General features: G+C 65.9%; 18 protein-coding genes. 6 read left to right on the plus strand and 12 right to left on the minus strand.

Going from position 1 to position 21,785, the window contains the following annotated elements; genetic code table 11:
* Positions 1 to 135: 135 nt before the first annotated feature.
* Positions 136 to 411 (plus strand): UvrB/UvrC motif-containing protein, encoded by a 276-nt coding sequence (locus tag IP65_RS12845; protein WP_054131977.1) that lies wholly within the window; start codon positions 136 to 138, stop codon positions 409 to 411.
* On the opposite strand, the gene IP65_RS12850 is transcribed toward IP65_RS12845, so the two are convergent.
* Both IP65_RS12850 and IP65_RS12855 read right to left on the minus strand, forming a co-directional pair.
* The gene (locus tag IP65_RS12850; protein ID WP_054131978.1) at positions 408 to 1,253 is read right to left on the minus strand and encodes a beta-etherase; all 846 of its coding nucleotides are present in this window, start codon (positions 1,251 to 1,253) and stop codon (positions 408 to 410) included. The genes IP65_RS12845 and IP65_RS12850 overlap by 4 nt on opposite strands.
* Before the next feature lie 135 nt (positions 1,254 to 1,388).
* Positions 1,389 to 2,777: an aminomethyltransferase family protein gene (locus IP65_RS12855; RefSeq protein WP_054131979.1), complete on the minus strand. Its 1,389-nt coding sequence runs from the start codon at positions 2,775 to 2,777 to the stop codon at positions 1,389 to 1,391.
* 162 nt (positions 2,778 to 2,939) lie between these two features.
* Here IP65_RS12855 and IP65_RS12860 point away from each other — a divergent pair, with 162 nt between their 5' ends.
* Positions 2,940 to 3,950 (plus strand): nucleoside hydrolase, encoded by a 1,011-nt coding sequence (locus tag IP65_RS12860; RefSeq protein WP_022676814.1) that lies wholly within the window; start codon positions 2,940 to 2,942, stop codon positions 3,948 to 3,950.
* Between the two features lie 63 nt (positions 3,951 to 4,013).
* Here IP65_RS12860 and IP65_RS12865 read toward each other — a convergent pair whose 3' ends face one another.
* From IP65_RS12865 to IP65_RS12890, 6 genes are all read right to left on the minus strand, one after another.
* Positions 4,014 to 4,268, minus strand: coding sequence for an ATP synthase F1 subunit epsilon (locus IP65_RS12865; protein ID WP_022676815.1), 255 nt, complete (start codon positions 4,266 to 4,268; stop codon positions 4,014 to 4,016).
* 130 nt (positions 4,269 to 4,398) lie between these two features.
* Entirely contained in the window at positions 4,399 to 5,850 is a 1,452-nt protein-coding gene (gene atpD / locus IP65_RS12870) for a F0F1 ATP synthase subunit beta (protein WP_022676816.1), read from the minus strand.
* A gap of 30 nt (positions 5,851 to 5,880) precedes the next feature.
* On the minus strand, positions 5,881 to 6,759 hold the full coding sequence (locus IP65_RS12875) for a F0F1 ATP synthase subunit gamma (protein ID WP_022676817.1): 879 nt from the start codon (positions 6,757 to 6,759) through the stop codon (positions 5,881 to 5,883).
* 68 nt (positions 6,760 to 6,827) lie between these two features.
* Positions 6,828 to 8,357: a F0F1 ATP synthase subunit alpha gene (gene atpA, locus IP65_RS12880; protein WP_022676818.1), complete on the minus strand. Its 1,530-nt coding sequence runs from the start codon at positions 8,355 to 8,357 to the stop codon at positions 6,828 to 6,830.
* 30 nt (positions 8,358 to 8,387) lie between these two features.
* The gene (locus IP65_RS12885) at positions 8,388 to 8,942 is read right to left on the minus strand and encodes a F0F1 ATP synthase subunit delta (protein WP_022676819.1); all 555 of its coding nucleotides are present in this window, start codon (positions 8,940 to 8,942) and stop codon (positions 8,388 to 8,390) included.
* A 330-nt stretch (positions 8,943 to 9,272) separates the two neighbouring features.
* On the minus strand, positions 9,273 to 10,829 hold the full coding sequence (locus IP65_RS12890; RefSeq protein WP_231627683.1) for a S1C family serine protease: 1,557 nt from the start codon (positions 10,827 to 10,829) through the stop codon (positions 9,273 to 9,275).
* A gap of 101 nt (positions 10,830 to 10,930) precedes the next feature.
* On the opposite strand from IP65_RS12890, the gene IP65_RS12895 reads away from it, so the two are divergent.
* Positions 10,931 to 11,962 (plus strand): bifunctional transcriptional activator/DNA repair enzyme AdaA, encoded by a 1,032-nt coding sequence (locus tag IP65_RS12895; RefSeq protein WP_022676821.1) that lies wholly within the window; start codon positions 10,931 to 10,933, stop codon positions 11,960 to 11,962.
* Here IP65_RS12895 and IP65_RS12900 read toward each other — a convergent pair.
* From IP65_RS12900 to IP65_RS12910, 3 genes are all read right to left on the minus strand, one after another.
* A complete protein-coding gene (locus tag IP65_RS12900) occupies positions 11,959 to 12,930 on the minus strand; it encodes a cupin domain-containing protein (protein WP_022676822.1) in 972 nt (323 codons plus the stop codon). The two genes, IP65_RS12895 and IP65_RS12900, sit on opposite strands and share 4 nt — an antisense overlap.
* Positions 12,931 to 13,035: 105 nt before the next feature.
* On the minus strand, positions 13,036 to 14,595 hold the full coding sequence (locus IP65_RS12905) for a cryptochrome/photolyase family protein (protein ID WP_022676823.1): 1,560 nt from the start codon (positions 14,593 to 14,595) through the stop codon (positions 13,036 to 13,038).
* A gap of 6 nt (positions 14,596 to 14,601) precedes the next feature.
* Positions 14,602 to 16,794, minus strand: coding sequence for a primosomal protein N' (locus tag IP65_RS12910; protein WP_054132004.1), 2,193 nt, complete (start codon positions 16,792 to 16,794; stop codon positions 14,602 to 14,604).
* 191 nt (positions 16,795 to 16,985) lie between these two features.
* Between IP65_RS12910 and fsa the strand changes: the two genes are divergently transcribed.
* From fsa to cysS, 3 genes are all read left to right on the plus strand, one after another.
* Entirely contained in the window at positions 16,986 to 17,639 is a 654-nt protein-coding gene (gene fsa / locus IP65_RS12915) for a fructose-6-phosphate aldolase (RefSeq protein WP_022676824.1), read from the plus strand.
* Positions 17,640 to 17,698: 59 nt separating this feature from the next.
* Positions 17,699 to 19,519: a cobaltochelatase subunit CobT gene (gene cobT / locus IP65_RS12920; protein WP_054131980.1), complete on the plus strand. Its 1,821-nt coding sequence runs from the start codon at positions 17,699 to 17,701 to the stop codon at positions 19,517 to 19,519.
* Positions 19,520 to 19,756: 237 nt separating this feature from the next.
* Positions 19,757 to 21,229, plus strand: a complete 1,473-nt coding sequence (gene cysS / locus IP65_RS12925) for a cysteine--tRNA ligase (protein ID WP_054131981.1) — start codon at positions 19,757 to 19,759, stop codon at positions 21,227 to 21,229.
* A gap of 98 nt (positions 21,230 to 21,327) precedes the next feature.
* Here the strand turns inward: cysS and IP65_RS12930 are convergent, their stop codons facing one another.
* The gene (locus tag IP65_RS12930; RefSeq protein ID WP_082350126.1) at positions 21,328 to 21,699 is read right to left on the minus strand and encodes a hypothetical protein; all 372 of its coding nucleotides are present in this window, start codon (positions 21,697 to 21,699) and stop codon (positions 21,328 to 21,330) included.
* Positions 21,700 to 21,785: the final 86 nt, after the last annotated feature.

The following is a 21,785-nucleotide window of genomic DNA, read 5'->3' on the forward strand; positions in this document are numbered from 1 at the left end:
GAGGAGGGGGGTGGGGGTGGTGCGAAACCTCACGCCACGCACACTGGCACACCCGACCAACCCCGGCCAGTTGCCCTTTGGCCGGTGCGCACAGCCGGGATGGCACTTTCCGCGCCGCTCGCGCATTGTCGCATTATGGCCGAAACGATTCAGACCCTGACCGCGCAGATGGAGGCCGCCGTGGCCGCGCTCGATTTCGAGGAAGCGCGGCGGCTGCGCGATATCATCATTCTGATGCGGGGCGGTGCCAGTGCCGACGAAGCCGCCCGGTCTGACACCACCGGCATCAACCGCCAGGCACCCGGCGCGATGGGGCTGGGCACCAGCCAACAAGCCATGACCCCGCCGCCCGGCTGGCGCCCGCCCCCCAAGCCAGACCTGATGACCCGGGGGACGAAGCGCAAGCGTTAGGCCGGCTGCTTCATGCCTTGCGTGATCTTCTGCGTTTCCGCCTGGGTGGAAGCAGGGCCAGTGTTGCGCTTGTAGATGCCGCCAAGCCCGCCCTGGCGGGTGAACGCCGGCACGTCGCCCTCGCGCTCGACCAGGCCGAACAGCGGGAACAGGCCAGGATGGCGGCCCAGGCCGCCATAGAGATCGAGGCAGCGATCGAGCCAGTCGCGCAGCGGGTCATCGTTGGCCAGGACCGGGGTCTTGCACACCGAAGCGGTGAACAGGAAGCCGCCCAGGATGCGGTAATCGGCATAGTTGGGGCTGCTGCCGCCCAGCCAGGCGTGCTGCCCCAGGGCAGAGCGCAGCGGCTCCAGCGCGGCGGAAATGCCGGCCAGGCGGTCTTCGCGGCCGGCCTGGATTTCTTCCAGCTTGCGGCCCAGCATCTTTTCGCGCGAATGGGTGATGTATTCGTGATCCTGCGGCACCGAAAGATCGCGATAATCGGCGCAGAAGCAGCGCATCCACGGCCCCACTGCCGCGCCCCAGAACCAGTGGTCCAGCGCCTTGAGCGTGGCCGCCACGCTTTCATGCGGGATCAGCAGCGGGCGATCGGGATAGGTCTTGTCGAGGTATTCGACGATGCCCCAGCTATCGAGCACCCAGGTGCCATCGTCGACGATCGCAGGCAGACGCTCGGTCTTGCCGCCGGTGCGTTCGAGAATGCCAGTAAAGCCGCCGGGCACGACATCCAGATCAAAGCCCTTGTGTTTCAGGGCATATTTGGTGGCCCAGACAAACGGACTGATCGTCGCGCCGGTGGACAGGGCCAGGTCGTAGAACGTGATCTTGTTGTCTTGTGCCATGGCGGCATCCTCTCCTTGGTTGCCACGATCATGCCATGAATTGTTAGCAAGGCAAACAAAATATCCGCCCAAAAGAAAGCGCCGGCCTCCGTCGGGAGGAGGCCGGCGCCCGCACCAGGGATCGCTCCCTCGCGCTTACTTTTGCGTGCGCCAGCCCTCGGCATAGGCGTCGCGCGCCACTTCGGAATAGGGCACGGGGCTGACCACGGCCTTGATTTCGGTCTGCACGTGCGGCTCTACGGTGGGCTTGGTGGTGCCGCCATGGGGCTCGCCCCACAGCAGGCTGACTTCGCCGCCGATGGTTTCGTGGCCCTTGTCCATCATCGCCAGGGTCAGGAACTTGCCCTCGTTGGCTGAATAGCCGATCCAGGTCGACAGGCCGACCCGCTGCCCGTCCTTGAGCACCTGATCGAACGGATGCATGGCATAGACCGCGCTGGGATATTCCATGAACTTGGCGCGATCACCCTTGCTCAGCGCCGAAGACTGCACGCGCATCACGTCTTCGTTGTCGAGCGCCAGGGTCACCTTGGTGCGGTGGTTGCCGGCGGCGTGCATCTTTTCCAGCGCGGCGCGGCCGATGAAATCGTGGTCGAACTTGACGAACGGGCCATAGCCCAGGTCCCACGGCGTGGTGTAATAGCCTTCGACGGTTTCGGGCACATAGCTGCCGCCGACCGAGCACTTGGCTTCATAGGAATTGGCCGAGAGCCATTCGCGGTAGGGCGCCAGCGCCTCGCCGGTGTAGATCGCCGGCAGCGGGGAGGGGATCCAGCCCGATTCCAGCGTGTTGGACGAATAGGCGCGGCCACCGACCAGGGCCATGCCGAATTCCTTGCCGGCTTCGACCAGCGCGGCATGCACCGCGCCATAGTCTTCCCACGGACCGAACAGTTCAAAGCCCGGCTGGCCGGCCATGCCATGGCGCAGGGCGCGCACGTCCTTGCCGCCGATGGTCATGCGGGTCATGTGGAAGAACTTGAGTTCGGGCGGGGTCTTGCCCGTGGCCTTCTCGATGATCTTCATCGCGTTGGGGCCCTGGATCTGGAAGCGATAGCTGTTGCGCTTGCCATCGCTGCGCATCGCCCAGCGCTCGTCGCGCTCCACCGTCACGTTCCAGTTGCCGGTGGCGGCATGGTATTCCACCCATTCGATCGTGGGTGCGCGGCCAACCAGGTTGAACTCGTTCTCGTCCAGGTAGAACAGGATCACGTCGCCGATGACATAGCCATCGGGGGTAACCGGCACGAACTGCTTGGCGCGATCGGGCTGGAAGTTCTTGAAAGTGTTGATGCCCAGGTATTCCAGCATCTTGAACGCGTCGGGCCCGCGCACGGCCAGGTCCACCATGTGGTACGACTGGTTATACAGCACAGCGGTGTGGCCCCATGCCCACTGCTCCGCCCGCCAGTTGGAATATTCGGCAGGCACGCCGGGATAGACGTTGGGGCCGACCTGCTGGTTACGCAGGAAATCGACCAGGTTGGCTTGCGCGCCAATCACGTTGGCCAGGTTTTGGGTCATGACAGGTATCTCTCCCTCGGGCTTTGTCGGCACATTCCATGCCTTAAATTCACTCTGTTGAAAAGTTCACAAACGTGAATTTGCAAAAAAGTTCGCGTGCCTATCAAAAAAGCCTGTGCCGCGCTCGGTTGACAGGGCTGCCCAAAGTGCTGTGATTGTTCGATGGACCTGTCACGCCGCGCCGCCCTGTTGGGCCTCTCCGCCCTACCGATGTTCCCGCTTGTGGCTCGCGCCGAGGAAATCTTGCCCGATTCGCCGCCGCGCATGCGGGTGATTGTGGACAACGACCTCGCGGGCGATCCCGACGGCCTGTTCGCGCTGGCCCATGCGCTGCGCAGCCCTTCGGCCGACGTGCGCCTCATCGTCGGGTCGCACCTGCATTCGCCCCGGGACGCCGAGCCCGACGATGGGCATCAGGCCGACAAGGCTGCGGCCAAGGCGCGTGAACTGCTCGACGTGATGGGCATCACCGGGCGCGTGCCCGTAGTGCGCGGTGCCGAAGGGGCTCTGGGACGGGCCGATCGGCGTGATTCGGCGCAGGCGGTTGCCGCCATCGTGGCGGAAGCAATGCGCAGCGATACCAAGACTCCGTTGTTCTACACGGCCGGCGCCGGGCTGACCGATCTGACCGCCGCGTTGCGGGCCGAGCCGCGCATTGCGCCGCGTATGACGCTGGTCTGGATCGGGGGCAGCGAGCACGAGGGGGCCGCGCCGCCGCCGGGCGGAGCGCAGGCGGAATACAACTTCACCATCGATCCGGCAGCGGCGCAGTACGTGTTTGGCGAAAGCGCCATTCCCATCTGGCAGGTGCCGCGCAATGCCTATCGCCAGATGCTGGTCAGTCTGGCCGAACTGCGCCTGCTGGGGCAAAGCGGCCCGGTCGGCGCGTGGCTGGTGGCACAGCTGGCGCGGACGCGCCGGGCCGTCGTGCCAATGGGGCTCAATCTTGGCGAGACCTATGCCCTGGGCGATAGCCCGCTGGTGACGCTGACAGCCCTGCAAAGCGCGTTCGAGCCCGACAGTGCATCGTGCCGCTATCACCTGGCGCCCACGCCGCGGCTGGATGGCCAGGGTGCCTACCTGCCCCGGCCGGATGGGCGGCCCATGCGCGTCTATGACTGGATCGACACCCGGCTGACCTTTGCCGACATGTTTGCCAAGCTGCACGCCTGAAACGCAAAACGGGCCGGCGCCCCAAAGGCACCGGCCCGTTTGCACATCCGTGGGATGCGTGCGTCAGCCTTCGACGTGTTCGGCCAGAACCGTGAGGCCCTTGGCGTTCACTTCGGCAAAGCCGCCTTGCACGCGGATTTCTTCCGGCTGGCCGCCCTGCGTGCGATAGACCTTGATCGTGCCGTCCTTGACCGTGGACATGAACGGCGCGTGGCCTTCGAGAACGCCGAATTCGCCTTCGGTGCCGGGAACGACAACCTGCCACACCGCTTCCGAGCGGACGAGGCGAGCCGGGGTGACGAGTTCAAAGTGGAGCATGGGCCGTCTCTACACGCCCCTACCGCGGGCGGGAGGGGCTGGGGGAGGGGCTGTTTGCCGGTTCCGAAGGAGGGCGCCCCTACAGGCCCTCCCCCGACCCCTCCCGCGTGCGGGAGGGGGGTGCTTTATATCAGGCTTCGGCAGCCAGCTTCTTGGCCTTTTCAACGGCTTCGTCGATGCCGCCAACCATGTAGAACGCGGCTTCGGGCAGGTGATCGTATTCGCCGTCAACCACCGCCTTGAACGAGCGGACGGTGTCTTCGAGCTGGACGAACTTGCCGGGGATGCCGGTGAACACTTCGGCCACGTGGAACGGCTGCGAAAGGAAGCGCTGGATCTTGCGGGCGCGGGCCACGGTCAGCTTATCTTCTTCCGACAGTTCGTCCATGCCCAAGATGGCGATGATGTCCTGCAGCGACTTGTACTTCTGCAGGGTTTCCTGGACGCGGCGTGCGGTTTCGTAGTGCTCTGCACCAACGATGCGCGGTTCGAGCACGCGGCTGGTCGAGTCGAGCGGGTCCACCGCCGGATAGATGCCGAGTTCCGAGATCGCGCGGTTCAGCGTGGTCGTGGCGTCGAGGTGGGCGAACGAGGTGGCCGGCGCAGGGTCGGTCAAGTCGTCGGCCGGCACGTAGATCGCCTGGACCGAGGTGATCGAACCCTTGTTGGTCGAGGTGATGCGTTCCTGCAACTGGCCCATGTCGGTCGACAGGGTGGGCTGGTAACCCACGGCCGAGGGAATGCGGCCAAGCAGCGCCGACACTTCCGAGCCGGCCTGGGTGAAGCGGAAGATGTTGTCCACGAAGAACAGCACGTCCTGGCCTTCCTGGTCACGGAAGTATTCGGCCATGGTCAGGCCCGAGAGCGCGACGCGAGCGCGGGCGCCCGGCGGTTCGTTCATCTGGCCATAGACCAGCGCAACCTTGGAACCTTCCGAGGTGGCGTTGCCATCGGCGTCCTTGGCGATAACGCCGGCGTCGAGGAATTCGTGATAGAGGTCGTTGCCTTCGCGGGTGCGTTCACCCACGCCGGCAAAGACCGACACGCCGCCGTGGCCCTTGGCGATGTTGTTGATCAGTTCCTGGATCAGCACGGTCTTGCCCACGCCGGCGCCGCCGAACAGGCCGATCTTGCCGCCCTTGGCATAAGGCGCGAGCAGGTCGATCACCTTGATGCCGGTGACCAGGATCGCCGCTTCGGTCGACTGGTCGATGAATTCGGGAGCCTTGGCGTGGATGGGGGCGAACTGGGTGGCGCCAACCGGGCCGCGTTCGTCGATGGGATCACCCACGACGTTGAGAATGCGGCCAAGCGTCTTGGGGCCGACCGGCACCGAGATCTGCGCGCCGGTGCTGGTCACCGACTGGCCACGGGTGAGGCCTTCGGTCGAGTCCATGGCGATGGTGCGCACGGTGTTTTCACCCAGGTGCTGCGCCACTTCCAGCACCAGGCGGTTGCCGTTGTTGCTGGTTTCGAGAGCCGAGAGGATGGCCGGCAGTTCGCCGTCGAATTGAACGTCGACGACGGCGCCGATGACCTGGCTGATCTTGCCGGTCGATGTGATGACAGGTGCGGTTGCCATTCTAGTCTTTCCTTGCCTGCTGGGTCGTCGTCAAAGCGCTTCGGCGCCGGCGATGATTTCGATGAGTTCGGTGGTGATCGCGGCCTGGCGGCTGCGGTTGTATTGGATGGTCAGCTTCTTGATCAGCTCGCCGGCGTTGCGCGTGGCATTGTCCATCGCGGTCATCGAGGCGCCCTGTTCGCTGGCCATGTTCTCAATCAGCGCCCCGAACAGCTGGACACGCAGATAGCGCGGCAGCAGGTCAGCGAGGATCGCTTCCTCGTCGGGTTCGTAATCGACCACGGCGCCGCCATCGTTGGCAACGGCCACGGTCGGGGCCGGCACCGGGATGATCTGCTGGGTGGTGGGGATCTGCACCAGCGCGCTGCGGAACTTGGAATAGATCAGGTGCGCCACGTCGAACTGGCCGGCCTCGTACATGGCCAGCAGTTCGTTGGCGATCTTTTCCGCTTCGGCAAAGCCGGCCTCGCGCACCACGGTGGTGTCGAACCCACCGGCAATCGCGCTGGGATAATCGCGCCGGATCGGGGCGCGGCCCTTGCGGCCGACGAGGTAGAACTTCACCGTCTTGCCCTGGGCAAGCAGTTCCTGCGCCTTGGCCTTGGCGGCCTTGACGATGTTGGCGTTGAACGCGCCGCACAGGCCGCGATCGGAATTGGCGACGACCAGCAGGTGAACCTGGTCCTTGCCATTGCCGGCCAGCAGCTTGGGGCTGCCTTCACCAACCTGCACCTTGCTGGCGAGGCTGGCCATGACACCGGCGAGGCGGCCGGCATAGGGGCGCGCGGCCTCGGCAGCGGCCTGCGCCTTGCGCAGCTTGGCCGCGGCGACCATCTGCTTGGCCTTGGTGATCTTCTGGGTCGACTTGACCGAGTTGATCCGCAGCTTGAGTTCCTTGAGCGAGGCCACTCGTCTATCTCCACTTCATCTCCCCCGGCTGGCCGTGCTGGCCCACCGGGGGGATGAATCATGCGTTATCAGGCGAACTGCTTGGCGAAAGCGTCGAGCGCTTCCTTGAGCTTGGCCTTGGCGCCGTCGCCCAGATCCTTGGTGTCGCGGATTTCGGCGAGCAGGTCGGCCTTCTGCGTGCGCAGGAAGCTCAAGAGTTCGGCTTCGTATTCGGTGACCTGGTCGACCGGCACGGCGTCGAGGTAGCCCTGGGTGCCGGCAAAGATCACGCAGGTCTGCTCTTCAAAGCCCTGCGGCGAGAACTGCGGCTGCTTGAGCAGCTCGGTCAGGCGCGCACCGCGGTTGAGCAGCTTCTGCGTCGAGGCATCGAGGTCAGACCCGAACTGGGCGAAGGCCGCCATTTCGCGGTACTGCGCCAGCTCCAGCTTGATCGAGCCGGCCACCTTCTTCATCGCCTTGGTCTGGGCCGAGGAGCCCACGCGCGACACAGAGAGGCCGACGTTGATGGCCGGACGGATGCCCTGGTAGAACAGCCCGGTTTCCAGGAAGATCTGGCCGTCGGTGATCGAGATCACGTTGGTCGGGATGTAGGCCGACACGTCACCGGCCTGGGTTTCGATGATCGGCAGGGCGGTCAGCGAACCGGCGCCGTTGTCGTCGTTCATCTTGGCGGCGCGTTCGAGCAGGCGGCTGTGCAGGTAGAACACGTCACCCGGATAGGCTTCGCGGCCCGGCGGGCGACGCAGCAGCAGCGACATCTGGCGATAGGCCACGGCCTGCTTGGAAAGGTCATCGTACACGATCACGGCGTGCATGCCGTTGTCGCGGAAGAATTCACCCATGGTGCAGCCGGTGTAGGGCGCCAGGTACTGCAGCGGGGCCGGTTCCGAAGCGGTGGCGGCCACGACGATGGTGTATTCCATCGCGCCGTTTTCTTCGAGCTGGCGCACGATCTGGGCCACGGTCGAGCGCTTCTGGCCGATCGCGACGTAGATGCAGTACAGCTTCTTGCCTTCGTCCGAACCGGCGTTGACGGCCTTCTGGTTGATGAAGGTGTCGATCGCGACGGCGGTCTTGCCGGTCTGGCGGTCACCGATGATCAGTTCGCGCTGGCCACGGCCCACGGGCACCAGGGCGTCGATCGCCTTGAGGCCGGTCTGCACGGGTTCGTGCACCGACTTGCGCGGGATGATGCCGGGAGCCTTGACTTCGACGCGGCGGCGCTCGGTGTATTCGATCGGGCCCTTGCCATCGATCGGATTGCCCAGCGCGTCGACCACGCGGCCCAGCAGACCCTTGCCGATCGGAACGTCCACGATCGTGCCGGTGCGCTTGACGGTGTCGCCTTCCTTGATCTCGGCGTCAGAGCCGAAGATCACGACGCCGACGTTGTCGGCTTCGAGGTTGAGGGCCATGCCCTTGATGCCGTTGGCGAATTCGACCATTTCGCCGGCCTGGACCTGATCCAGCCCGTGGATGCGGGCGATGCCGTCGCCGACCGACAGCACGGAGCCGACTTCCGAGACCTGGGCCTCGGTGCCGAAGCTGGCGATCTGGTCCTTGATGACCTTAGAGATTTCAGCGGCGCGGATTTCCATCGTTCAGCCTTTCGTGCAAACTTTTTGGCTTCAGCCCTTCATGGCCTGGGCGAGCGAATTGAGACGGGTGCGGATCGAGCTGTCGATCATCTGGCTGCCGATCTTGACGACCAGCCCGCCGAGAATCTCGGGATCGACCGCAGTCTTGAGCTTGATCGACTTGCCGGCACGGGCAGCGAGCTTTTCCGACAGCGCAGCGATCTGGCCGTCGTCGAGCGGATGCGCGCTGGTGACATGGGCAGTCACTTCGTTGCGGGCAGCTGCAGCAATCGCGGCATAGGCGCGCGCCACATCGGGCAGGGCGGACAGGCGGCGGTTGCCAGCGATCACGCCGAGGAAGTTGGCGGTGAGGGGCGAAACGCCCAGCACCTGGCCAACGGCGGCGATCGCACGGGCGGCGTCTTCGCGGGCGACCTGCGGATTGCGGATCAGCGCGGCGAAATCAGCCGATTCGCGCAGGGCGTCAGCCAGGCGCTCAAGATCGCCTTCCACGGCCGCAACCAGGCCCTGTTCATTTGCCAGCTCATAAAGTGCGGAAGCATAACGCCCCGCCAGGCTGGCCGTGATGCCGCTGGAAATCTCCACGCGCCTCAGTCCCCTTCGTCCAAGGATTTCAAGCAAGGCGCATGACGCGCAAAAAATGCACGTGACGGCCCGCAGTCCCGGCGCGCCTAGCAACGTCACCGCCATATGACAAGTCACCAGTTGGCAGCCCCTGTTAATGGAGGCGCAAACGTATGCGTATCAGCGTGTCGAAACGTCTCACGCGTGGGACGGCGTAGGCGGGGAAAGGTGGCTTGGCCCGCCGAGGGTGATTCGGGGGAGGCGGGGCTGGGGGTGGTGGGAAGCCTTGCACTACCCTTCCGCCACCCCCGACCCCCTCCTCTGAAGAGGAGGGGGAGAGGCGGCCAACGATCAGGGCACCGGCTGGCAATTGTAGCGCATGCGTTCATTGGGTTCTGCGGGCAGCAGTGCGCGGATCGCTTGTTGGGCGTCGCCAAAGCGGCGGGCTTCGGCCTCTCCGGCGCCGCAGGCCGGGGCCACCACCTTTTGCCGGGCATCGCGCGCCTGATTCATGGCATCGAGGCCCATGAGGAAGCGTTCGACGGTATAGCTGCGGCTGTCGGGATCGAAGTGGGTAACCGCGATGGTATCCTCGCCATTGGGCACCAGCACGCGCGACCAGCCATCGGCGGCCAGGCCATATTGGCTGCGCTGGTTCATGCAGCCGTCCTGGCTCCAGGTGATCGGCACATCGGTGATGTCTGACACGGTCACGCGGCTGCGCTGGGGATCTAGCACGCAGATGAACTTGCCGGTAGCGGCTTTGCCGCCGGCCGCCGTGCTCGCCAGGGCATCGGGCGTGCCGCTGGCGGCGGCCACGATATCCTGCGCGCGGTTGTCGATCGACAGCAGGCTGGGCCGCAGTGCCCAGGCCGCCACGGTGCCCAGCAGCAGCAGCAGCGCGCTGCCGCCGGCGATGCGCGTGGCATTGGCGTTGTCGCGCTGGGCATAGATGAACGCCGCGCCGCCTGCGCCCAGCGTTGCCACCAGCAGCAGCACGGCAATCGCCATGCCGTTGTCGCGCTGGGTCAAGATCTCGATCTCGGCCTGGCGGCGCGCGGTTTCCAGCGCGCGGGCGTGGGCATTCTGGCGCGCTTCGTTTTGCGCAGCCTGGCGCGCCTGGTCGCTGGCAGCGCGTTCGCTGTCGGCGCGGTCGAGATCGGCGATGGAGGTGCAGGGCAGGTCGCTGGCGTGGGCCTGGACATTGTTCTGCTGCAGGAAGCGTGACAGCTCCCGCATCGAGATGGCGAAATAGAACGCCGAATCGGTGCTGTTGTCGCTGACCGTGCCGAACGAGTTGACCCCGACGACGCGGCCGCAGGCATCGAGCAGCGGACCGCCCGAATTGCCCGCACCGATCGGCGCGGTGTGCAGGATCGTGTCGAATTCCTTGGAACTGCGCCCGGCCGAGACGTAGCCCCGGGTCTTTACCGCCGCCTGGGGGCTGACCAGATCCGACAGCGACAGGCCCTGCGCCAGATCGACGTTGCCGGGATAGCCCACCGCGCTGACATCGGCGCCATCGCTCACCTGGCCGGCATAGAGCGAAAGCGGCGCGAGCCGGCCGCCGCCCTGGATCTTGAGCAGGGCCAGGTCGTTGCGCGGGGAATAGGCGACGACGCGCGCTTCATAGCCGCCGCGCCCCTGCGGCGGTACGATGCCGGCGATCAGGGTATCGTCCTGGCGCAGCGCCTCTACCACGTGGGCATTGGTGACGACATATTCGGGCGTGACGGCAAAGCCGCTGCCATGGCCGATCATGGTGGAACTGCGCCCTTCGGTTTGGACGATCACGACACGCACGACGCCACGGCTGGCGGCGGCGATGTCGGCCGGATCGGCCAGCGCCGGCAGGGCCGGCACCAGGACAAGGGCAACGATGAGCGAGGCGATGAGGCGGCGCAACATGGCGCAGGTCATTGCCGGGATTTGCTTTGATCGCAAGGCGCGGGATGCGCGCGGGCGGCAAGGATGGCATGAAGGGCAGAGGAAAACACACAGGACTGGCCATGAACAACACCCCACCCCTCGATCCCCAGGCCTGCTGGCAGGCCGTGCTGGCGCGCGACCGGGCGTGGGATGGGGTGTTTGTCACCGGCGTGCTGACCACCGGGATCTATTGCCGGCCATCGTGCGCGGCCCGCCATCCGGCGCGGGGCAATGTGCGCTTCTTTGCCGATGGCGCCCAAGCACGCGCGGCCGGGCTGCGGGCCTGCCTGCGCTGCCGGCCTGATGACCTGGCGCGCGATGCCGCTGCCGTGGCCGGGGCGATCGCCGCGATCAAGGCGGCCGAGACTGCGCCCACGCTCGATGCCCTGGCGGCGCAGGCCGGCTATTCCCCCGCCCATTTCCAGAAGCTGTTCACCAGCCACACCGGGCTTTCCCCGGCCGCCTATGCCCGCGCGCTGCGCCAGCGGCGCATGGGCGATGTGCTGGCCGGTGCCGATAGCGTGACCGAGGCGATCCACGAGGCCGGCTATGGCGCGCCCTCGCGCTTTTATGCCGAAAGCGACCGGCTGGGCATGGCGCCATCGGCCTGGCGCAATGGCGGGGCGGGCGTGACGATCCGCTGGGCGCAGGTGGCCACCTCGCTTGGGCCGATGCTGGTGGCCGCCACCGACAAGGGCGTTTGCCGCCTGTCGTTTGGCGAAGGGGAGGACGCCTTGCGCGCCCGCTTTCCTAAGGCGACTCTGATCGCGGGCGGGGCAGACTTTGCCGCGCTGCTCGATGCCGTGGTCGATGCGGTGGAAGTGCCGGGGCGGGCCGACCATATCCCGCTCGATGTGGCCGGCACCGCCTTTCAGGAGTCGGTGTGGCGGCAGTTGCAGGCGATCCCGCCGGGCGAAACCCGCAGCTATGCTCAGATCGCCGCCGCCGTCGGCAAGCCCGGCGCGATGCGCGCCACCGGCAGTGCCAATGGTGCCAACAACGTCGCGGTGCTGATCCCCTGCCACCGCGTCGTGCGATCGGACGGCACCCTGGGCGGCTATGCCTATGGCCTGGAGATCAAGCGCCAGCTGCTGGAGCGTGAGCGGTCTTAAGGGGCGAGGATCACCGTATCGGCGGGGCGCCAGGCCGGCGTGGCCGCCACATAGAACGTGAGGCGCGCGGTGGCCGTAATGCGGTGCGGCACCTGTGGCGGTAGATAGACCACCGAGCCGGTTTTGAGAGGTTGCACGGCACTGCCGATCTGGACGCTGCCTTCGCCACTGGTGACGAACATCACTTCGTGCCCTTCCTTGGTCATCATGCTGGGCATGGCGCGTCCAGCGGCGATGACAAAGCGGGCCGCGCTGATCTGGTCTGCGTGCTGCGGCGCGGTGCGGCCGACCAGTTCCTGCAACGATACCGGATTTGCGGCGGGGGTGGCGGGCGCCGGCGCTTCGGCTGCGCTTTTGCCAGGGGCATCGTCGCGCGTCAGTTTTCTGATCTGTTTGGCAAATGCCGGGTATCGCACCAAGAGATCGGCCCGCTTTCCGGCCTCATAATCGGCATATTCAAAGCCGGGCGCCAGGGTGTTGGCGCCAAAACTGTAGGCGCTGCGGGGCGCGCCGATCGGGATCGCCCCCATCCAGGTGCCGCGCGGCACCAGGATCTGCGGCTCCTGGCCCGCCAGAACATTGCTGCCCCAGATTTTGACCTCGCCATGGCCATCGGGGTAGAGCAGCAGCAACTGGGCCGGATTGCCGCCGTAGAAGTGCCACATCTCGTCGGTGGCGAGCCGGTGCATGGCGGAAAAGTCACGCTGGGTGAGGATCAGGTAGGTTGCGGTATAAGCCCAGCGCGTGCCGGGATAGCGATCAGCGAGTGCGCCGCCGACTTCATCCTTGCTTTTGAAGGTCTGGATGAACCACGGCCCTTCGTGCGGGATGTTTTCCATGTGGAAATGGCGGATCAGCGCCTGCGCGCCGGCTGGAACACCATCGGCATTTGCCGGGCGCGCCATAACCCCCGTGCTGCCGCATCCCAGCAGCAGCAGCGCACCGCCCAGCAACAGCGCTTTTGTCATGCTTGTACTCCCTCACGCGGCAACCTGGCCCCCATGCCAGCGCAGCAGCGCGATCTTAGGCATGACAACCGGGCACGTCGCGCAGGAATTGTTCGGCGCTGCGCCTTACGCGCGTGCCCAGCCTTTCTTTGCCGGTTCCAGCGTTTCGAGGAAGGCAGCGGCGCTGTCGCGGTATTCGGCCTGCTTGTCGGCGCTCATGCGTCGCCAGGTGGCGTAGGGGTTGGCGAGGCGCGGGTTGCCGGCCAGGCGTTCCTCGTTGCGGGCGAGGAAATCCCAGTAGAGCGCGTTGAACGGGCAGGCGCCGTCGCCCACCTTGCGCTTCACGTCATAGCGGCAATCGCCACAATAGTTGCTCATCCGGTCGATATAGGCGCCGCTGGCGGCATAGGGTTTCGACGCCAGCTTGCCGCCATCGGCAAACAGCGCCATGCCGGCCACGTTGGGCAGTTCCACCCATTCAAAGGCATCGGCGTAAACCACCAGGAACCAGTCGGCCACGTCTTGCGGAGACAGCCCGGCAAGCAGTGCGAAATTGCCCATGACCATCAGCCGCTGGATATGGTGGGCATAGGCATTCTTGTGCGTGGCGCGCACGCAATCGGCCACGCAGGCCATGTCGGTTTCGCCGGTCCACCAGAATTCGGGCAGGGGCCGCGTGGCGCCCAGCTGGTTGGCTTTGCTCAGATCGGGCATGGTCAGCCAATAGATGCCGCGCACATATTCGCGCCAGCCGATGACCTGGCGGATGAAGCCTTCGACTGCCTCGATCGGGGCGCGGCCTTCGCGCCATTCGGTCTCGGCGCGGCGGCACATCTCCACCGGATCGATCAGCCCGATGTTGAGCGCCGGGCTGATCACCGCGTGATACATCGTGTCGGTGCCGGCCATCATCGCATCCTGATAGCGGCCGAACAGCGGCAGCCGCGTTTTCAGGAAGCGGTCAAAGGCATGGGCGGCCTGTGCCGCCGTAACCGGCCAGGCAAAGTGATCGAGGCTGCCGAAATGCCCGGCAAAGCGCGCCTCGACCAGGGCAATCACCTCTTGCGTGATGGCATCGGGGGCAAAGTGCGAGACGGCGGGCGGGCGGCACTCCGCGTCGGGGCCGCCGCGGTTTTCCGCGTCGAAGTTCCATTTGCCGCCCGCCGGCTTGTCGCCGTCCATCAACAGGCCGGTCTTGCGGCGCATCTCGCGATAGAAATACTCCATGCGCCATTGCTTGCGCCCGGCGGCCCACTGGAAGAAATCGGGTAGCGGGCAGACAAAGCGGGTATCGGGCAGCACCCGCAGCCGCACGCCCAGCGTATCGCGCCAGGCCGTGATCATCTCGCGCACGCGCCATTCGCCCGGTTCGGTGATCTGCACGCCGCGCGGGGCATGGCGCCGGATCGCGCGCTGTACCTCCGCCGTGAAACTGCCGGTGTTGCCGGGATCATCCAGTTTTACGTAATCGACGGTGAAGCCGGTATCGCGCAGTTCCCGGGCGAAATGGCGCATTGCCGAAAAGATCAGCGCGATCTTGGCCTTGTGGTGGCGCACATATTGCGTCTCGTCCCACACCTCCATCATCAGCACCACGGTGTCTTCGGGCGTGCGATCAGCCAGGCTCGACAGGCCATGGGAAAGCTGGTCCCCCAGCACGGGGACAAGGACGGGGCCGTTGCTCATGATCGCTCAAACGAAGCTGTAGGGATCGATATCCACCGCCACCCTTACCCCTTGGGGAAAGCGGAACGGCTCCAGCCACTGGCGGATCACTTTCTGCACCTCGCTCGATCGGCGGGCATTGACCAGCAGGCGATAGCGATAACGCCCGCGCAGCAGCGAAAGCGGGGCGGGCGCGGGGCCAAGGATCATCACATCGTCAAGGCGCGGCGCGGTGCCGCCAATGGCGCGGGCGGCATCGCGCGCTTCGGCCTCGTCCTCGCTCGACACGATGATCGCGGCCCAGCGGCCGAACGGCGGGGCGTGGGCTTCGCGCCGGGCCTCTGTCTCGGCCGCATAGAACGCGTCGCGATCGCCACTGGCCAGCGCGGCGATCACCGGGGCATCGGGGTGGCGCGTCTGGATCAGCACTTCACCGGGCTTTTCCCCCCGGCCAGCGCGGCCGGCAACCTGCGCCACCTGTTGATAGGTGCGCTCGGCGGCGCGCAAGTCGCCGCCTTCCAGGCCCATGTCGGCATCGACCACCCCCACCAGGGTTAGGTCGGGGAAGTGATAGCCCTTTGTTACCAGTTGCGTTCCCACGATCACGTCGATGGCCTTGTTCTCTGCCTGGGCCACGAATTCGGCCGCCTTGGCCGCACTCGTCAACGTGTCCGAAGTGACAAGCGCCACGCGCGCCTCGGGCAGGATCGTGGCCACTTCGTCGGCAATGCGCTCCACCCCCGGGCCGCAGGCGACCAGGCAATCGGGCTCGCCGCATTCGGGGCAGGCGCGGGGCGTTGGCACCTCGTGGCCGCAATGATGGCAGGCGAGGCGCTGCGACAGGCGGTGTTCGACCAGCCACGCCGAGCAATTGGGGCACTGGAAGCGATAGCCGCAGGTGCGGCACAGCGTCAGCGGGGCATAGCCGCGCCGGTTGAGAAACAGCAGGCTCTGCTCACCCTTGGCCAGCCGCTCGCGCAGGCCCTCCACCAGCGGCGGGGCCAGCCAGTGGCCGCGCTCCGGCGCTTGTTCGCGCAAGTCGAGAATGCGGATATCGGGCAGGCCGGCGCCGCCAAAGCGGCTGGGCAACACCAGCCGTTCATAGCGCCCGCTCGCGGCCATATGCAGGCTTTCCAGCGCGGGGGTGGCGCTGGCCAGCACCACCGGGATGCTTTCGAAATAGCCGCGCATCACCGCCACATCGCGCGCGTTGTAGCGCACGCCGTCGTCCTGCTTGAACGAGATCTCGTGGGCTTCGTCCACCACGATCAGGCCCAGCGCGGCAAAGGGCAGGAACAGTGCCGACCGCGCGCCCACTACCACTTGCGCGCGCCCCTGCGCCACCGCCCGCCAGGCCCGGCGCCGTTCCGACGATTTGAGCGAGGAATGCCAGGTGACCGGCTCCACGCCAAAGCGCGCCTCGAACCGGGCGAGGAAACTTTGCGTCAGCGCGATTTCGGGCAGCAGCACCAGCACCTGGCGCCCCTGTTCCAGCGCGGCGGCAATCGCCTCGGCATAAGTCTCGGTCTTGCCCGATCCGGTCACCCCGTCGAGCAGGAACGTGACGAAACGCCGCGCCGCCACGGCCTCTACCAGCCGCCCGGCGACCTGCGCCTGGGTGGGGGTCAATTCCGGCACGGCATGGCGCGGATCGGCGGCGGGGTAGGGCCGGTCGGCATCGACCGTGACGGGTTCGAGCAGGCCGGCATTGACCATGCCGCGCAGCACCCCGTCGGAAACCTCGGCAATTTCGGCAAGTTCGCGGATCGTCGCCTGCTGGTCGATCAACAGGTCCATCGCCTGCGCGCGTTGCGGTGTCAGCCGGCCCGGCTCGCGCCCGGACAGGCGATATTCGGTAACTGTGCTGCCGCCTTGCAGCGCCGCCGTGCTCGACAGCGCCATGCGCGCCACGGCCGAAAGCGGGGCCATGTAGTAATCGGCGCACCATTCGATCAGGCGGCGCAGCGGCGCGCCGAGCGGCGGCACCGGCACCACGCCCAGGATCGGGCGCAGCTTGTGTTCGGGCACGTCGGCACTGGGCAGGCGGTCTTCTTCCCATACCACGCCCAGAATCTGGCGCGGCCCCAGCGGGCAGACCACCACCTGGCCCGGCACCACATCGAGATGTGCGGGCACCTTGTAGTCGAGCGGCCCCAGCGCGGCGTTGAACACCACGCAACGGATGCGGCGGGATTGGCTGCGCGGCGGGGGCTGGCTCATCACCCCGTGCATATAGGCAGCCGGGCGCATGGGGCAAATGGGGAACGCGGCCTTTGCGCCAACGTTGATCGGGGTATGGCGCACAAGCAGGCCTGACAGCGCGATGGGGCTGCCCTATAGCCCGCGCCAGATTCGCCGTTATGGTGTTAACGCCATTATCAAATCATAACCCTTGCGCAGGACAATCCCTCATGAAGTTCTTTGTCGACACGGCCGATACCGCCGAAATCGCCGATCTGGCCGCCACCGGGCTTCTCGATGGCGTGACCACCAACCCCAGCCTGATCGCCAAGTCGGGCCGCGACTTCATCGAGGTGACCAAGGAAATCTGCCACCTCACGCACGGGCCGGTTTCGGCCGAAGTGGTCGCGCTCGATCACGCCGGGATGATGCGCGAGGCCGAAATCCTGCGCAAGATCGCCGACAACGTGTGCATCAAGGTGCCGCTGACGATCGACGGCCTCAAGACCTGCAAGAAGCTGACCGCCGATGGCACGATGGTCAACGTCACGCTGTGCTTCTCGGCCAACCAGGCGCTGCTTGCGGCCAAGGCCGGCGCGACGTTCGTCTCGCCCTTCGTCGGCCGCCACGATGACAACGGCTTTGACGGCATGGACCTGATCCGCGACATCCGCCTGATCTATGACAACTATGCCTACGAGACCGAAATCCTCGTCGCCTCGATCCGCCATGGCATCCACATTCTGGAAAGCGCGCGCATCGGCGCCGACGTGATCACCGCACCGCCGGCGGTGATCAAGGGCCTGTTCAAGCATGTCCTGACCGAAAAGGGCATCGAAGGGTTCCTTGCGGATTGGGCCAAGACCGGCCAATCTATCGGTTGATGAACACACGCGCCCCGGTTTCTGTGGCCGGGGCGCGATTTGCAAAACTGGATTGATTCTTGGCTGCCGAATCCCCGCTCGATACCTTCCGCTCCGTTCTCACCGGCACGTCCCGCGCCTTGGCGGAACAGCCCGAAGTGGAAGTGGCATGGACATCGGACCAGGCCAGCCAGACCGGCAAGCTGATGCGCGTGCCCATGCCCGGCCGCGCCTTGCCGGCAGAGCAGGTGGCCCAGGCGCGTGGCGCCGCCGATTCCATGGCGCTGCGCCTGCGCTATCACAACGATGCGCTGCACAATGCCGGCGCGCCGGCGGAAATGCTCGCCCGCGCCTGTTATGACGCGGTGGAGCGGGTGCGCTACGAAGTGCTCGGCTCTGACGGATATCAGGGCATGCGCGGCAATCTCGATGCCGTGACCGCGCAGCGGGTCAGCGCCGATCCGATCAGCCGCGCGACCAAGCCCGAAGAAGTGCCGCTGCCCACCGCGCTTTCGTTGCTGCTGCGCGAAAAGCTTACCGGCGCGCCAATCCCGGCGCTGGCCAAGCTTGGCACCGACATGGTGCGCAGCTGGATCGAGGCCAAGGCCGGCGACGACATGGCAAGCCTGGCTGGCAGCCTGGAAGACCAGAAGGCGTTCCAGAAGCTGGCGCTCTCGATGCTCGGCCATCTCGATCTCACCCAGGCCTCTGCGCCCGAGCAGAACGAGAACGAGGACGAAGACAGCGAGGACGAACAGGACGACGGCACCGAAAAGCCCGAAGAGTCCGAGTCCAGCGCGGATGACCAGCAACCGGTCGAGCAGGCCGGCGATACCTCTGACGGGGAAGGCGATGGCGATCAGCAGGAAGAGGCCGATCGCCCCGATGATGCCGCCGACGCCGACATGGCCGACGAGGGCGAGGAAGGCATGCTGCCCACCCGGCCCAACCGTCCGTGGACCGACCTGCCCGAGGATTTCGACTACAAGACCTATACCACCCGTTTCGACGAAGTGATTGCCGCCACCGACCTGTGTGACGAGGAAGAGCTGACGCGTTTGCGCGCCTATCTCGACAACCAGATGAAGGGCCTGCAAAGTGTGGTGACGCGCCTGGCCAACCGCCTGCAGCGCCGCCTGATGGCCGCGCAGAACCGCAGCTGGGATTTCGACCAGGAGGAAGGCCTGCTCGATGCCGCGCGGCTGGCCCGCGTGGTGATCGCGCCGGGCCATTCGCTGTCGTACAAGATCGAGCGCGAAGTCGAGTTTAAGGACACCGTCGTGACCTTGCTGATCGACAATTCCGGCTCGATGCGCGGGCGGCCGATCTCGATCGCGGCGATCAGCGCCGATATCCTGGCGCGCACGCTGGAACGCTGCGGCGTGAAAACCGAAGTGCTCGGATTTACCACCCGCGCCTGGAAGGGCGGCCAATCGCGCGAGGCGTGGCTGGCGGGTGGCAAGCCGGCGCATCCCGGCCGTCTCAACGACTTGCGCCACATTGTTTACAAGAAGGCTGACGAGCCCTGGCGCCGCGCGCGCAAGAACCTGGGCCTGATGATGCGCGAAGGCCTGCTCAAGGAAAACATCGACGGCGAGGCGCTGCTCTGGGCGCACACCCGCATGCTCGCCCGGCAAGAGGATCGCCGCATCCTGATGGTGATTTCCGATGGCGCGCCGGTGGACGACAGCACGCTCTCGGTCAACCACGCCGGTTACCTCGAACAGCACCTGCGCCGGGTGATCGACTGGATCGAAAAGCAGAGCCCGGTGCAACTGGTCGCCATCGGCATCGGCCACGACGTGACCCGCTATTACCGCCGCGCCGTGACGATCATGGACGTGGAGCAACTGGGCGGCACGATCGTGGAACAGCTGGCCGACCTGTTCGAGGTGGATTGAGGGCTGGGTTGCCGGGCTTTCCAGCAACCTGACTTCAATATTCCGTTCGCCCTGAGCCTGTCGAAGGGCGCTGGCACTGCGCTCACCTGCAACGGGCTTCGACAAGCTCAGCCCGAACGGGGTCTTGGGGGTATTATGCCTCCCCCGTTCGCCCTGAGCCTGTCGAAGGGCGCTGTCGCATCCCTCCCACCACCCCAACCTTGACCGCACACCCCCACGCGGGGCAAAGCGCGCGGCATGACCGACCAATCCGCCCCGCTCATGCTGTTCAACAGCCTTACCCGCGCGCTCGAACCGTTCGTGCCGGTCCATCCTGGCGAAGCGCGGGTCTATTCCTGCGGGCCGACGGTCTATAACTATCCCCACATCGGCAACATGCGCGCCTATGTCTTTGCCGATGTGCTGGGCCGCACGCTGTCGTGGAAGGGATATGCGCTTACCCACGTCATCAACATTACCGACGTGGGCCACCTGACTGACGATGCCGATGCCGGCGAGGACAAGCTGGAAAAGGCCGCGCGCGCCAATGCGCAGTCGATCTGGGACATCGCCCGCCATTATACCCAGGCCTATTGGGCTGATATCGACGCGCTGGGCATTCGCCAGCCGGCGCACTGGTCGATCGCCACCGATTATGTGCCGGCGATGATCGAATTTGCCCAAAGCATTGCCGACAAGCACTGCTACGAGTTGCCCGGCGGGCTCTATTTCGATGTCTCCACCGTGGCCGACTATGGCAAGCTCGCCCGCGCTGCGACCGACGAGGGCGAAGGGCGGATCGAACAGGTCGAGGGCAAGCGCCACCAGGCCGATTTCGCGATCTGGCGCAAGACACCGCCGGGCGAGACCCGCCAGATGGAGTGGGACAGCCCGTGGGGGCGCGGCGCACCGGGCTGGCACCTGGAATGCTCGGTCATGTCGGGCAAGCTGCTGGGCTTTCCGTTCGATATCCACACCGGCGGTATCGACCACCGCGAGATCCACCACCCCAACGAAATCGCGCAAAACCAAGCGTTCTGCTGCGCCGGCAGCCTCACCGACCCGGCCAATTCGGGCGCGCGCATGTGGATGCACAACAATTTCCTGGTCGAACGCTCTGGCAAGATGAGCAAGTCCTCGGGCGAGTTCCTGCGCCTGCAACTCTTGATCGACCGGGGCTATCACCCGCTCGCCTATCGCCTGATGTGCCTTCAGGCACACTATCGCAGCGAGCTGGAGTTTTCCTGGGAAGGGCTGGGCGCGGCGCTGACGCGATTGAAGCGCATGGTCATGGCCGTGGCCCAGCTCAAAGAGCGCGCGGAAGAAGGCGTCGATACCAGCGCCTGGCGCAGCCATGCCAAGCTGGCGCCGCTGGTGGAGCGCTTCGACGCCGCGATCAGCGATGATCTCAACACCGCCGTGGCGCTCACCGTGCTGGACGAGGCGGTGGCGCTCAAGAAGATCGACCCGGCGCTCAAGCTGGCGGCGATTGCGGCGTTCGACAGCGTGTTGGGCCTCAACCTGCTCACGCTCGATCGCACCGCCCTGCGCCTGCGGCCCAAGGCGGCCACGATCACCGAGGACGAGATCGCCCAGCGCATCGCTGCCCGCCACGAAGCCCGCGCCGCCAAGGACTTTGCCCGCAGCGACACCTTGCGCGATGAACTGGCGGCCCAGGGCGTGGACGCGATGGATGGCGACCCACTCGGCTGGGACTGGCGCTTGGGTTAAAAAGGCCCTTCGACAAGCTCAGGGCGAACGGGGATGAAAAGAAACTCTCTCTCTCCCGTTCGGGCTGAGCCTGTCGAAGCCCGCGCGCGCCACACCAATCACCCCTGATCGAGCAGCAGCAGTTCCAGCTCCACCTCCAGCGTGCGCTGCGGCAGCACGGCCTCGTCGGTGCGCACCACGGTCACATCGGCCACCACGGCGCCGGGCACGGTGAATTCGTGATCGGGCAGGGCGGCGATCAGCGCCTCGCCATCGTCGCACGCTTCCCAGCCGGTATAGCGCAGGATCACGGTGTGGCGCGCGCCGGAAAAGGTTACGCTGGCCCAGGGGCGTTCGCGGTGATCGATCAGTTGCGCGTTACGCCCGGCCAGCGCCAGCACGCTGCGCACCACGCGCGGCGCCAGGCCTGGCGCGACTCGGCGCGGGCGAGGGGCATTGCCGGGGCTGAAAGCATCGTGATTGCGCAGCATGGGAAGCAATCCTTTGTGTTGAAAACCCAATATGTTCATGAAATGTTCTTTGGCACTTTTGCCACTGTCGCGGCCATGCAGGCTGG

Origin of the sequence: Novosphingobium sp. AAP1 (assembly GCF_001295765.1) — a bacterium.
GTDB lineage: Bacteria > Pseudomonadota > Alphaproteobacteria > Sphingomonadales > Sphingomonadaceae > Novosphingobium > Novosphingobium capsulatum.

Bases quoted from the DNA above. Each gene is read 5' to 3' on its own strand.
- IP65_RS12900 (WP_022676822.1), bottom strand. From the start codon at position 12,930: ATGACAAAAGCGCTGTTGCTGGGCGGTGCGCTGCTGCTGCTGGGATGC.
- cysS (WP_054131981.1), top strand. From the start codon at position 19,757: ATGACCGACCAATCCGCCCCGCTCATGCTGTTCAACAGCCTTACCCGC.
- IP65_RS12895 (WP_022676821.1), top strand. From the start codon at position 10,931: ATGAACAACACCCCACCCCTCGATCCCCAGGCCTGCTGGCAGGCCGTG.
- IP65_RS12845 (WP_054131977.1), top strand. From the start codon at position 136: ATGGCCGAAACGATTCAGACCCTGACCGCGCAGATGGAGGCCGCCGTG.
- IP65_RS12860 (WP_022676814.1), top strand. From the start codon at position 2,940: ATGGACCTGTCACGCCGCGCCGCCCTGTTGGGCCTCTCCGCCCTACCG.
- IP65_RS12910 (WP_054132004.1), bottom strand. From the start codon at position 16,794: ATGAGCCAGCCCCCGCCGCGCAGCCAATCCCGCCGCATCCGTTGCGTG.
- IP65_RS12930 (WP_082350126.1), bottom strand. From the start codon at position 21,699: ATGCTGCGCAATCACGATGCTTTCAGCCCCGGCAATGCCCCTCGCCCG.
- IP65_RS12850 (WP_054131978.1), bottom strand. From the start codon at position 1,253: ATGGCACAAGACAACAAGATCACGTTCTACGACCTGGCCCTGTCCACC.
- IP65_RS12855 (WP_054131979.1), bottom strand. From the start codon at position 2,777: ATGACCCAAAACCTGGCCAACGTGATTGGCGCGCAAGCCAACCTGGTC.
- atpD (WP_022676816.1), bottom strand. From the start codon at position 5,850: ATGGCAACCGCACCTGTCATCACATCGACCGGCAAGATCAGCCAGGTC.
- IP65_RS12865 (WP_022676815.1), bottom strand. From the start codon at position 4,268: ATGCTCCACTTTGAACTCGTCACCCCGGCTCGCCTCGTCCGCTCGGAA.
- IP65_RS12905 (WP_022676823.1), bottom strand. From the start codon at position 14,595: ATGAGCAACGGCCCCGTCCTTGTCCCCGTGCTGGGGGACCAGCTTTCC.
- IP65_RS12890 (WP_231627683.1), bottom strand. From the start codon at position 10,829: ATGTTGCGCCGCCTCATCGCCTCGCTCATCGTTGCCCTTGTCCTGGTG.
- fsa (WP_022676824.1), top strand. From the start codon at position 16,986: ATGAAGTTCTTTGTCGACACGGCCGATACCGCCGAAATCGCCGATCTG.
- atpA (WP_022676818.1), bottom strand. From the start codon at position 8,357: ATGGAAATCCGCGCCGCTGAAATCTCTAAGGTCATCAAGGACCAGATC.